The sequence below is a fragment of the Marinifilum sp. genome (genome assembly GCF_965230805.1).
Taxonomy (GTDB): Bacteria; Bacteroidota; Bacteroidia; order Bacteroidales; family Marinifilaceae; genus Marinifilum.
On the sequence record NZ_OZ246019.1, the window covers coordinates 1,387,849 to 1,400,478 of the forward strand.

Annotated in this window: 9 protein-coding genes; 4 read left to right on the forward strand and 5 right to left on the reverse strand. The window is 36.9% G+C overall.

Annotated elements, in window-relative coordinates; translation table 11 throughout:
- Nucleotides 1–422 precede the first annotated feature (422 nt).
- Nucleotides 423–2,516: an alpha/beta fold hydrolase gene (locus ACO05S_RS05465; protein WP_421920518.1), complete on the forward strand. Its 2,094-nt coding sequence runs from the start codon at nt 423–425 to the stop codon at nt 2,514–2,516.
- 330 nt (nt 2,517–2,846) lie between these two features.
- A complete protein-coding gene (locus ACO05S_RS05470) occupies nt 2,847–3,749 on the forward strand; it encodes a DMT family transporter (protein ID WP_421920519.1) in 903 nt (300 codons plus the stop codon).
- 67 nt (nt 3,750–3,816) lie between these two features.
- Here the strand turns inward: ACO05S_RS05470 and ACO05S_RS05475 are convergent, their stop codons facing one another.
- From ACO05S_RS05475 to ACO05S_RS05490, 4 genes are all read right to left on the reverse strand, one after another.
- Nucleotides 3,817–6,942, reverse strand: coding sequence for an ATP-binding cassette domain-containing protein (locus tag ACO05S_RS05475; RefSeq protein ID WP_421920520.1), 3,126 nt, complete (start codon nt 6,940–6,942; stop codon nt 3,817–3,819).
- Between the two features lie 264 nt (nt 6,943–7,206).
- A complete protein-coding gene (locus ACO05S_RS05480; RefSeq protein ID WP_421920521.1) occupies nt 7,207–8,034 on the reverse strand; it encodes a hypothetical protein in 828 nt (275 codons plus the stop codon).
- A 242-nt stretch (nt 8,035–8,276) separates the two neighbouring features.
- On the reverse strand, nt 8,277–8,981 hold the full coding sequence (locus ACO05S_RS05485) for a LytR/AlgR family response regulator transcription factor (RefSeq protein ID WP_421920522.1): 705 nt from the start codon (nt 8,979–8,981) through the stop codon (nt 8,277–8,279).
- A gap of 5 nt (nt 8,982–8,986) precedes the next feature.
- Nucleotides 8,987–10,078 (reverse strand): sensor histidine kinase, encoded by a 1,092-nt coding sequence (locus ACO05S_RS05490; protein ID WP_421920523.1) that lies wholly within the window; start codon nt 10,076–10,078, stop codon nt 8,987–8,989.
- A 201-nt stretch (nt 10,079–10,279) separates the two neighbouring features.
- On the opposite strand from ACO05S_RS05490, the gene ACO05S_RS05495 reads away from it, so the two are divergent.
- Nucleotides 10,280–10,915 (forward strand): cysteine hydrolase family protein, encoded by a 636-nt coding sequence (locus ACO05S_RS05495; RefSeq protein WP_421920524.1) that lies wholly within the window; start codon nt 10,280–10,282, stop codon nt 10,913–10,915.
- Here the strand turns inward: ACO05S_RS05495 and miaA are convergent.
- Nucleotides 10,912–11,826: a tRNA (adenosine(37)-N6)-dimethylallyltransferase MiaA gene (gene miaA / locus ACO05S_RS05500; protein WP_421920525.1), complete on the reverse strand. Its 915-nt coding sequence runs from the start codon at nt 11,824–11,826 to the stop codon at nt 10,912–10,914. The genes ACO05S_RS05495 and miaA overlap by 4 nt on opposite strands.
- Before the next feature lie 149 nt (nt 11,827–11,975).
- Here miaA and ACO05S_RS05505 point away from each other — a divergent pair, with 149 nt between their 5' ends.
- Nucleotides 11,976–12,551: a Yip1 family protein gene (locus ACO05S_RS05505; protein ID WP_421920526.1), complete on the forward strand. Its 576-nt coding sequence runs from the start codon at nt 11,976–11,978 to the stop codon at nt 12,549–12,551.
- The last annotated feature ends 79 nt before the right edge of the window (nt 12,552–12,630 follow it).

Genomic DNA, 12,630 nt, shown 5'->3' on the forward strand with positions numbered 1-12,630 from the left:
AACCAAAATAATTGTTAGAACCTTAGGGATCTTATTCGAAATAAGACTCTCAATACTTAAGCATTGCCATAGCTGGTTGAAAGAATGAAAGGAATTTTGGCTGAGTGTTTTTTTTAATACCGAATATGAAACTCAGCTGAATGAGGACGACTATGCCACTCTGTGTTAGGGATTGAAGTGGATACCCCACAGCCAGGTACGAGCGAGGAGTAGGAACGGAAAGCCCGAATGACGTAGGAGGGAACGACCGAAAAAAAAGTAATCAGCTTGAGTAAAATTGAATAAGACAATGGATGTTTTTTGGGTTGAATTGTGCTTGTTTAATTCGTAATTATTCATTCGATATTCATTATTGATAATTGTTCATTCTTCCTTACATTTACGGTGCTGAAAATATCTAACAACACAAAATATCTACAATCATGACAAACAAGTACTTTTTGTTGGGATTGGCTTTTGTAGCGGGATTAACATCTTGCCAGCAAGAAGCTGAAGAATCGAAAAAGGGTTCGTCCTACAAACCCACTGAAAACAAGTTAACCTCGGATGTAATGACACCAGAAGTATTATGGTCGTTCGGACGATTGGGCGGTGAGAGCATTTCGCCTGATGAAAAAACAGTTCTTTACGGAGTAACCTACTTCAATAAAGAAGAAAATAAATCGTACCGCGATCTGTATACAGTTCCTGTGGCTGGTGGCAAAGCAGTTCAGATTACAAACACTGCTGCCAAGGAGTGGGGCGAGCGCTGGACCAAGGATGGCAAAATTGCTTTTCTTTCGGCCGAAAGCGGATCGGTTCAGGCATGGGAAATGAATGCCGACGGAACGAATCGCCAGCAGCTGACCGATGTTGAAGGTGGAATTAATGATTTTAAATTTTCGCCAGATGAGTCGAAAATGGTTTTCTCGAAAGAGGTAAAACTTAGAGAGGATGTGCACGACAAGCATCCTGATTTGAAGAAATCGGATGGTAGAGTGATTACCGACGAGTTTTATCGCCATTGGGATCATTGGGTTGAGACTTACACTCATCTTTTTGTTGCTGATTTTAATCGCGCAAGCATATTAAAAGTCGGCAAGGATATTATGGAAGGTGAAAAATGGGAAGCTCCGGTGCGCCCTTGGGGTGGAATGGAACAAGTTGACTGGACTGTTGATGGCAAAAACATTGCATACTCTTCGCGCAAGAAGTATGGCATTGAGTATGCACTTTCGACCAATACGGATATCTATTTTTATAATGTGGAGTCGAGCAAAACCAAGAACATGACCAAAGGAATGATGGGTTATGACAACAACCTTACTTTCTCGCCTGATGGCAAATATATGGCTTGGGAAAGCATGGAGCGTGATGGTTACGAGGCTGATAAATACCGCTTATACTTAATGAATTTGGCTACCGGGGAGAAAAAATATATGACCAAGGATTTCGATCAAAACGTGCATCATTTAACATGGACAAAGGATGGCAAATCGGTTTATTTTATTTCGAATTGGCATGCTACAGACGAAATTTATCGCATGGACATTGCTGATGGCAAAATTCACAAGATTACCGAAGGGGTTCACAACTACCAATCGGTTCATCCGCTTGGCAACAAGTTGATTGCAAAGCGAGTTTCGATGAGTAAGCCTGCCGAACTATACAATGTTGATGCAAAAACCGGCAAGGCTAAAGAAATTTCCTTTGTGAACAAGCAAATTCTTGATCAGCTTACTCTTGCTACTGTTGAAAAACGTTGGGTAAAAACCAGCGACAATAAGCAAATGTTGGTCTGGGTTATTAAGCCTCCACACTTCGACGAAAGCAAGAAATATCCCGCTCTTCTTTACTGCCAAGGTGGCCCGCAGGGAACGGTTTCACAGTTCTGGAGCTACCGTTGGAATTTTCAGATGATGGCAGCAAATGGTTATGTGGTGGTTGCACCAAACCGTAGAGGTTTACCAGGTTTTGGACAGGAATGGAACGAGCAAATTTCCGGCGATTACGGCGGACAGAACATGAAAGATTATCTTTCGGCAATCGACAATGTAAAGGGTGAAAAGTATGTTGACGAGGATCGTTTGGGGTGCGTAGGAGCATCGTACGGTGGATTCTCGACATTCTGGTTGGCAGGTCATCACAGCAAACGATTCAAAGCATTTATTGCTCATGATGGTATGTTCAATCTTGAAGCTCAATACCTGGAAACTGAAGAGATGTGGTTTGTAAACTGGGATCTTGGTGGTGCCTTCTGGGACAAAAAGAACAAGATTGCTCAACGTTCTTATGCCCATTCTCCACATCGATTTGTTGACAAGTGGGATACGCCAATTATGGTAATTCATGGCGAGAAAGATTACCGTATTGTGGCTTCGCAAGGCATGCAGGCATTTAATGCTGCTCGTTTAAGAGGCATTCCTGCCAAATATCTGTATTTTCCAGAAGAAAACCACTGGGTGCTTGGCGTTCAGAATGGAATTCTTTGGCAGCGCGAATTTGCCAACTGGCTTGACCAGTGGTTGAAAGAATAGTTAAAAGCTGCAAGGCGAAAGCCAAAACCAATAAATACAGAATCCTACCTGATGGTAGGAATTTTTTTGATACTGCTTGAAGGACAAACAAAGCTTGCTAGTCTTGATTTGCAATCAAGACTATATCAACAAATGTATTATTTCTATTGATAATACATTGCATACTTTATGTTTTCTTGGTGATATCTTTATTCTTATGGTGTATTATTGATATTTCCTTGTCGATTTTTTATGTATTACATTTGATTTAAGCACTTTAAATTATAAAAGCACACTTCTTCTTCTGAATCAGTTAAAAATCCCTAAGTTTGCAGAAAATTTTTAGCGAGCATGAAGAAATTCTTCCTATCGACAACTGTATTGGCAATATTTGCCTGCCTTTTATGGGCTACCCCTTTTACTGCCATTAAAATTGGATTGAAATACACCACTCCACTGCAATTTGCCGGAGTCCGGTTTTTCTTGTCGGGTTTACTGATATTGCCTTTCATTAAGGATTTAAAGCTTAAGATCCTGAAGTCGAAGCAAAGGTGGAAGTTTGTATTGTGGGTAGCGCTTTTACAAACCACTTTTCTTTACGGATTGTTCTACATTGGAATTAGCTTCCTTCCGGGATCATTGGGTGCCATGCTAATTGGGGCACAGCCACTTTTTGCCGCTATTATGGCTCATATCATGCTTAGCAACGATAAAATGAGCTGGAAAAAGATTATAGCCATTCTGTTGGGAATGACAGGGGTTTGCATCATCAGTCTGGGACGATCGGACTTTGTTTTGTCTACCACGATTCCACTTGGCGTGGGGATTTTAATTCTAAACAATATAGTTGGTAGTACGGGAAATGTAATTGTATCGCGAGATGCGAAAGACATGCCACCCCGTGTACTTGCCTCATTCTCGATGATCATTGGTGGGATAGGCTTGATGCTGGCATCCGTTCCTATCGAAAATCCATCGTGGCATTTCAATTTTCCTACCGAGTATTGGATTTCGCTTTGCTGGTTGGCCATGGTTTCAGCTTTTGCCATTACCATTTGGTTTGGGTTGCTGCAACGCCCAAACGTAAAAGTGTCGAACCTAAACACATGGAAATTTATCATCCCTATTTTTGGTGCATTCCTGAGTTGGATGATTTTGCCTGATGAACATCCTGACAGCATTTCGATTATTGGTATGATGGTGATTGCGTGCAGCTTGTTGGCGGTAAATTATTTGAATCGGATATCAATATAAACGTAGCGCAAGGTTGAGACTTAGCACTGCTACGTCTCTGCATGATTTAATATCCATTATCCGGTGTTTAATTCCTTTTCCGTTTCTTCTCTCTTCGCACCAGCCTGATGCTTTCGAAATAGTTCATCATTTTGCGCAACACATCGGCCCAAAGCGCAACGAACAATATCAGTGTGCCTAACCAAACCACAGCCAGATTAAACCAATAAGTATCGATATAAAAATTGCCAATTCGTTTTACATGTGAGTAGAAATGAGAACGTCCAAATTTAGAGTTGGGCGACATAAACACAGGATCTTTCTTTTGAATCAAGCGGTAATCTACCTCAATCATCTTGCTCACTTCGTTTCTGTTTAAAACCAAATCGGCTAAAGCCTGATTGTAATATTTCTGCTTGAACTCGTATACGCCATCACGCCCTAAGGAATCCACCAAGCCCGAGTATTCAAAGTCTTTTTTGTATCTCGATTCACTGCTCATTCCGAGGTAATGCAATTCAACCTGATCTAAAAAACTCTTGGTTCGCTCAACTACATTCAAATTAAAATTGGTCAGGTTTAGCTGATTTACTTCGGGAAAGACAGCCAACCCTGCCCCATCAGCCAGTCGTTTAATTTCGTTGCGTAACATTTTAAACTTGGCTTTTGTTTCAATTTTATCCTTTTCGAATTCTACACTTCTTTCACAATCTAAAAGAATCGATTCCAGTTTAGGAATTAGGAAGGAATTATTGAACGAAGCATCGCTAATGCCTTTCTCATAATTAAAAAAGTGCTTCTCAAATTCGTTATCCTTAAACTGGCTTACGGCAAGCGCCTCGTAGGTCCAACGGGTGGTCATCAAATTCCCAACCAAAGGAACATACACTTTATCGGTAACACCATAATGAAGATCATCAAACTTTATCATTGCACCTCCCAGCAAAAGCTGAGGAACCAATATCAAAGGAATTAAAATATAAATGGTAATTACGGAATTTAATCCTGCCGAGATATTTAATCCCACCATGTTCGAAAAACAGGCCGTGGTAAACAGCACAAACCAATAAGAAAATGTCATACCCTCAATTTCGAGAATGTAATTTCCGAGTAATACAAAGGAGATGGACTGAATGGCTGACAAAACAAACAAAAACATGATTTTTGATGCGAGATAACTACTTCGACACAGATTCAAAAATTTCTCACGTTGCAAAATTTTCTTGTCTCTGATAATTTCCTCGGCACTAACTGTAAGTCCTAGAAACATGGAAACCACAACAGCCATAAACAGAAATACAGGAAAGTTTTTATTCTCTCCAAACACATAAGCTCCGCTAGTTGTATACTTCGTAAAGTAGCTAAGAATTACCGCCAGCAAAGGAGCTTCAAACAAAGTAATAATCAGGTATTGCTTGTTGGTTAGTTTCGACAATACATTCCTGATCCAAAAAATAAAAAACTGCTTTACCCTTCCGGGGATTTTAAAATCGCTTTGCGGTAATTTTTTTTCGGTCTTTAGTGTTAGATGATTCGACTCGATATGATCCTTATATTTTTGATACCACTGCTTTGGCTTCACTCTTCTCTCTCGAGTTGGTTTTCCCTGATCATCAATCAATTTGGTTTCTACAATCTGCAATATTTGCTCAGCATTTACATTTCCACAGGTTACACATTCACTTTCCGATGCATTCACCTGCGAATTCTGAGTCTTAAAATATACAATGGCATCAATCGGATTTCCATTGTAAATGGGATATCCTCCCTTATCGAGGATCCAAAGCTTATTAAACATTTTAAAAATATCTGAGGATGGCTGGTGAATGTTCGCAATTACTAGCTTACCTTTTAATGTTTGCTGTTTTAGCAACTTCATCACCATCTCCGAATCGGTAGACGACAAGCCCGATGTTGGTTCATCAATAAGAAGAATAGCAGGTTCGCGCATTAACTCCAAGCCAATATTCAGTCGTTTGCGTTGACCTCCACTAATAAATTTATTTAAGGGATTCCCCACCTTTAAATCTCTGGCTTCATACAAATCCAAATCCTGTAGCATTTTCAGAACGGTTTTTAGAATCTGGATTTCAGTAAAATCCTTAAAGCACAATTTTGCATTGTAATACAGATTCTGAAACACCGTAAGTTCTTCCATCAAAAGGTCGTCCTGGGGTACAAAACCAATTAGCCCTTGTATGGCAAGCTTGTTTTTATGGATATCAAAATCATTAATTCTGATTTCGCCATTACTTAGGCTAAGGTTACCATTTAAAACATTGAGCAAGGTAGATTTTCCAACCCCACTACCTCCCATGATTCCAATTAACTGTCCGCTTTCTTCAGAGATATTAAACTTCTGAATTCCATTATTGGAATTTCGAAATTTAAACTCAATATCTTTTGCGGTAAATATAATTTTCTCTTGCGATTCTTCTTCTAAAAACTTGGTAGCAATATCGGAGTGGTAAATCGAATTGATATTGGGACCCTTAATGATTGAGCCATTTCGCAATTGGTATATTTTATTAGAAATAATCTTATTTCCTTCGAGATATAGGTTTAGTTCGCCTTCGTACTTAAAAACAAGAAGATTAACACTCTCGATATACATCACGATAATTCTGCCATACAAATTCTCGCAATACATGTGCTTTGTCTGGTCTTCGTTGCTCTTCGATTCCTTTTTCATGAACCAAGTCAAATTGTCCGACCATTCAGTAATCTTATTATCTATAATCAGGAACTTGGATTTGTCGAAATCATCAACAGTATCCCCCCAAACAAAAGCTAGGCAGTTGATAAACTCAGCTCGTGAAAACTTAAAGTTTTCGGCAACAATGCTGATAAACTCAAATTCTCCTTCGCTTACCATATTATCTTCGTAAACGAACTCCATCAAAGGAAGAAGAACAAGCAATCTTTCTTCCTGAATCAATTCTGCCTTTACCTTTTTACAAACTTTCGAAGCCTCAGTTAATGAGAGAATATCTGCTTGGCGTGCATGGGTAATAGACTGATACTCCATCTCTCTTCGGTAGAATTCGGAATAATTCTCGAATAAGCTCAAATATTCTTGCTGAATATCTGAATTTACATAGCGACTTAAAAACCTTTCAACAATTATTTTCCCTTTGCCGGAAACACCTTCTTCTTTGGTATTGGCAACAATAGCAAACAGATGCATTAGAGCATTTAGTATCGATTCCCCCATATACAATTACGAATTATGGTTATGATACCAGCATTAGCATGAAATCAGTCTCATTCTTTTGTCTTATATGTGTTGATATCTTCCTTAAAAAATATCGCTTTAGCAATAAGACTAATTTCATAATAAAACCGGTGTTAACAGAACTGCACTGCTGCTAAAATTACAATTATTTTCTATACAAAAGATTGATATTATCGCATAATTGACACAAAAAAACTGCCTCCCGAATCCGGAAGACAGTTTAAATATCTTGTAAGAATTCATTTACTCTACAACACTGTTTCTAAGTTTTGCAACGCTAGCAATAATTTCATTCAATTGCACCTTAGTCATCTTACCTTCACTAAGCTTATCGTAGCTTGCTTTTAAATCTTTAAATTCTTCAATCAACCATGCCATATTAGGATCTTTCTTTTCTGGATCAAGCACTTTCAAAAGCTTGTCTAGCGAAGCCTTCTGATCGAAAATAACTTTTACGATTTCCGGATTAGCATAAGTATTTTCCGAAATGTGAGTTGCAATATACAAACCTTCGATAAAACTGCCACTAACCACCAAAAGAGATAGGTTAGCTTTTCCATTTTTGTTTAAGTATTCGTAAGTATCATAGAAAGAGTTTGTAATTACTTTCACCAACTGATCCTTGTCATCCAAATTCTTTTCCACATCTTCAACAAGAGTTTTATTGTAAGCACTTGTAATCTCAAGGTTATCAATTAAAGTTTTAGATGCCTTTAGGAATAACATGGTTTCCTGTTTGCGATTATATGTACTTGCATAACTTAAATCGGCACTGTATACTCCAAGATTTAAAGCTCTGGCCTTTTCAGTAAAATACCTATCAGCATTGTCTGATGAATTTGACAAACCAAGAATATAATCTGCGCCAATGCGATTCAACATTGAAGTCAACTCAAAAGTAGTTGGTAGGGGATAAACTACATCTTTAACTTCGCTTTCAATTGCCTTTTTTAGTAATGGCTTAACTGTTTGCTCACCACTCTTTTTCTTATCAACTGGCTTACAAGCTACAACACTTAACGCCAAAGCCAAAAGAATAAAGGTATAACGAGAAATAGTACGTCTGTTCATAGTCTTTTAAATTTGATATTGATCGGTTTCAATTTATTAAAGCCTAAATTTAACAAATAGCATCTAATTACATACACAATTGGACATTATATTTGACTTCTTTTTTAGTTCCTGCACTAATAGTTTGAGTTGAAAACAAGTTGCCATTAGCTTAAATCAACACAAAAAAAGAACCTATTCAGAAAATCGGCTTTTCCCTCATCAGAACGGGCTTGATTATTTAAGACAAGTTCTATTAAAACTTAGGCTGGATGAATTCGTTGGAAAAATCCTTGCTTGTAATTATTCCCAATAGGTATCGTACCTTTATCCATATGCACCATATTACCTTCTATCGATTTAATCTTAGCCAATGCAACAATATACGATTTGTGAATTCGATAAAATTTTGCTGAAGGCAATAATCTTTCAATTCCTTTTAAGGATTGATAAGTAACCACATGGCCATCGTTGGTAAAGATCTTAACGTAATCGCCCAATGCTTCCACAAATTGAATAGAATCCAAGTTAATATTAATGGTTTTTTTATTGGCTTTCACAAAAATATACTCCAACTCATCTTTACTTGATTCCTGCGAATCGGCTACTACTTTTACTTTTTCTTCCGCTTTTTGAATGGACTGTAAAAAGCGCTCAAAAGAAAATGGCTTTTTCAGGTAATCCAATACATTAAGCTCATAACTTTCCAAAGCATATTCGGTATAAGCCGTAGTAATAATCACCATTGGTGGATTTTTGTATGATTTCAAGAAGTTAATCCCACTCAACCTTGGCATATTAATATCTAAGAAAATCAGATCAACGCTTTCTTTTTGCAAAACCTCCATAGCTTCAATAGCATCGCTGCATTTTCCTACAAGTTCAAGGCTCGAAAGCTCCGAAATATACTTCTCTAAAACTCTCTGTGCCAATGGCTCATCATCTATAATTAAACACTTTAACTTCATGCATATTATTTTTTCTCTAAGTTTGCAATTTGCGCCGACAAATCAATTTTCAGGTTTACTTTAAACAAATCATCTTGTTTTGAGATATTTAAATTGTGCCTTTGTGGGTACAACAACTCTAATCTACGAGTAACATTCTTAATCCCAATTCCTTTTTCCTTACGTTCCTCATCCTGCCATTTGTCATCAAATCTATTTTCTATTAACAACTCCATATGATCCTTTTCCTCAAAATTAAATAGAATATTCACAAATCCATTATTATTCTTCCCATAGGCTCCATGTTTAAATGCATTTTCTATTAATGGCTCGAACAGTAAAGGAGCAATTTTATGTTGAGATGCACTCCCTTTCACTTTTATACTCACAGGAATGTTATCGTCTAATCTGATTTTCTGCAAGTCAAGATAATTCTTAATAAAATCCAGCTCTTTATCTACAAACACATACCTATCGTTGCATTCATATAAAATATACCTCATCATATCAGATAATTTTAACACCAAATTGGGTGCCTTATCTGATTTATCAAGCGTTAACGAATATAGATTATTAAGCGTATTAAATAAAAAATGTGGATTGATCTGAGTTTTTAGAGCTTTCAATTCCGCCTCTAACTTCTCTCTTTCGATATCCTGAAATTTTGATGTTATCTTTTGCAATAAAATTAACTCCCTTGTCATCGATAACACAGATGTTATTCCAACATAAATCAAAGTAAAAACTGCAAAATTAACCCACACAACAAAAGTTAATTCTTCGAAATATTGTTCTCCTTGAACAAATTTGTTTAATGGGTAAACCAATAAAAAATCAATAATAAAAGCGGATATTGATATCACTATTAAAATGAAAACAACATACAGAAAAAAGCGTTGCTGTTTAAACAAATATGGGATAAGTATTAATAGGTTAGTATATACTGCTCCGGCGAAACAAAGATTAAAAACCAGCACCATTAAAACAGGTTCAATCTTTAAAATGTTTTTAAAATTTCCGGCAACAAACATAGTTAATAACCAAAACATGGCTGCCACCACCCAAAAAAGTATATGATAGATAAGTCGACTCCGGGATATAGTTCTTATGTTACTCATTCGTTGGATTTGTTACGCTTGATTCCAATTTCAAAATTGGAAATTAGAAAAGATGATTACCAGATTAAAATATATTCGTTATCGAATATAAAATCCATGACAAAAAGCCCTAATTTTCAGATATCTTTAGATGCGTTATTCTTCCAATTTTGAAGAGGTACAAATCTGTTGTATTTTTATAAAAACGAAACACTTACCTATATGTTTACAAAAGACATCCTATTTTGGAATGTAGATACTCAAATCGATTTCATGAGTCCTGAAGGCAAACTATATGCTCCGGGTGCTGAAGAAATACAAGCAAATTTGGAGGCAATTACCAAACTTGCACACTTTAACAACATTCAGGTTATCAACACTGCTGACCATCATTACAGCAACTCTGCTGAACTATCTTCAGATCCGGATTTTACAAATACTTTCCCTGAGCATTGCATGGCAAACTCGATAGGAGCTGAATTTATTGCTGAAACAAAGCCAAAAGAAAAATGCCCCGAGATTCACTGGAATAAAGTCTACAATGAAACAGAATTAAAAGATGCTGCAAGAAACAGAAACATTATCATCCGAAAAGATGCTTTTGATATATTTACAGGCAATCCTAATATCTACAGTTTGCTTAAACAAATTAATCCAACAACCGTTTTTGTTTATGGAGTAACCACAAATGTATGTGTTGATTGCGCAGCCGTCGGACTTGCGGAACGAGGACTAAAGGTTTATGTAATTGAAGATGCCATTAAGGAATTACCAAACATCCCTTTGCCATACGACAAATGGGACAATCTTGGCATTGCACGTATCACTTACGAAAAGGTAATTGAGTATTTGTCTTAGACATGAAACCACTCCTTTACCTGTTCAATTTTTTCATGCAGTGGCAGATATCCGTCTAACCAATGAATATTGCTGCCACCTCGTTCCATTTTTCTGAACCAAGTCATCTGACGCTTGGCAAACTGGTGGATTGCAATTTCCAAACCCTTATACATCTCATCATATGTGATTTGCCCGGTTACATACTGAGTTAAGAATTTATACTCCAATCCATAGTAGATCAAATCATCGGCTAAAACCCCAGACGTTAACAAGGCTTCTACCTCTTCTACCATTCCTGACTTTAATCGTTCCTTTAATCGAAGACTAATCCTATCTCTGCGACTTTCTCTATCAAATTTGATCCCCACCAACAAGGGATTCATCTCAGGATAATCCATATCGATTTGAGGATTTGCTGCACAATAACGTTCAATTTCTATGGCTCGGATGACTCTTTTTTTGGTTTCCAAGTCGCTGGTATTGTGTAAATCTTTGTAAGAACGAAGAATCATCTCAAGTTCCTGAATTGATTTTTCTTCCATTTCATCTCTAAAATCCTGATCTTTTGGTACTGCAATTAATTTATAGCCTTTAAGCACGGCCTCGAGATACATGCCTGTTCCACCACAAACCACCGGTAATCTTTTTCTTGCAATTATCTCTTCAAAAACCTTCACAAAATCCTGTTGGAATTCAAACACATTGTATTTGTATCCGGCATCAGCAATATCAATTAAATGGTATGGAATTTCAACACTGTCAATAAGGTACTCTTCTAAATCCTTTCCTGTACCCAGATCCATTCCCCTATAAATCTGACGCGAATCTGCACTAATAATTTCACCATTAAGAACCTTTGCCAAATTCACTGCCAAACTTGTTTTACCAGTTGCAGTAGCACCTAAAACCACCAATACATTGTATTGCATCTTCATTTTATTTTAATCGAAATAACAATAAGTTAGCTCAATATGATTTTACATTTTCAGGATAATGCCTATCTTAAATAGGTCGTTTTTTCTGATTTCGGCAACAAAATTACTTTAAGTTTTTTGATTTCACTAACCAGATAATCAATATGATTACACTTAGCATTTACAAACACATTTTTCGCTTACTCCTATCTCCTGAAAAAGAATGGCCTGCAATTCTTAACGACACCAATATTAGCAATGGCAAGCTTAACGTGCTATTGGTAATTACCTTACCCTTGCTAATGTCGGCTTGCAACTTTATGGGCTTTTTGCTCTTTGAAAACAATACAGCAGAGCATACCAATATGTTTTTCTTTTCGGCCACAGCAACATTTGTTCTTTCTATCTTATCAATCTACGTATCGGTATTTATTGTTCGCCCCTTTGCAGCAATACCAACAAAAAGGGAGCGCTTTTCAAGAGCTTTTCTATTAGTGGCCTTTTCTTGCACTCCAGGATTCGTTTTTAACTCAATTGCATTTCTTTTTCCTGTTATCAACTACCTCACCCTATTTGGATTGTACAGTTTTTATATCCTTTACAAAGGGATAACTCCCATTTTAAATGTTCCCGACAGTAGAAGATCAGGCTATTTCACATTCATATTAATCGGATTACTATCGGTTTATGCAATTTTCGGTGCAATTTTTATAGGCACAGCAAACTTTCTAGGCTACTAAGCCAAGTTCGAATGAAAATAGTCTATATCAATTCTAAAATAACACAGGCTTTTTCGCATTCTAAAAACTTGTTTAATTT

Bases quoted from the DNA above. Each gene is read 5' to 3' on its own strand.
- miaA (WP_421920525.1), bottom strand. From the start codon at position 11,826: ATGCAATACAATGTATTGGTGGTTTTAGGTGCTACTGCAACTGGTAAA.
- ACO05S_RS05465 (WP_421920518.1), top strand. From the start codon at position 423: ATGACAAACAAGTACTTTTTGTTGGGATTGGCTTTTGTAGCGGGATTA.
- ACO05S_RS05490 (WP_421920523.1), bottom strand. From the start codon at position 10,078: ATGAGTAACATAAGAACTATATCCCGGAGTCGACTTATCTATCATATA.
- ACO05S_RS05495 (WP_421920524.1), top strand. From the start codon at position 10,280: ATGTTTACAAAAGACATCCTATTTTGGAATGTAGATACTCAAATCGAT.
- ACO05S_RS05505 (WP_421920526.1), top strand. From the start codon at position 11,976: ATGATTACACTTAGCATTTACAAACACATTTTTCGCTTACTCCTATCT.
- ACO05S_RS05480 (WP_421920521.1), bottom strand. From the start codon at position 8,034: ATGAACAGACGTACTATTTCTCGTTATACCTTTATTCTTTTGGCTTTG.
- ACO05S_RS05470 (WP_421920519.1), top strand. From the start codon at position 2,847: ATGAAGAAATTCTTCCTATCGACAACTGTATTGGCAATATTTGCCTGC.
- ACO05S_RS05485 (WP_421920522.1), bottom strand. From the start codon at position 8,981: ATGAAGTTAAAGTGTTTAATTATAGATGATGAGCCATTGGCACAGAGA.
- ACO05S_RS05475 (WP_421920520.1), bottom strand. From the start codon at position 6,942: ATGGGGGAATCGATACTAAATGCTCTAATGCATCTGTTTGCTATTGTT.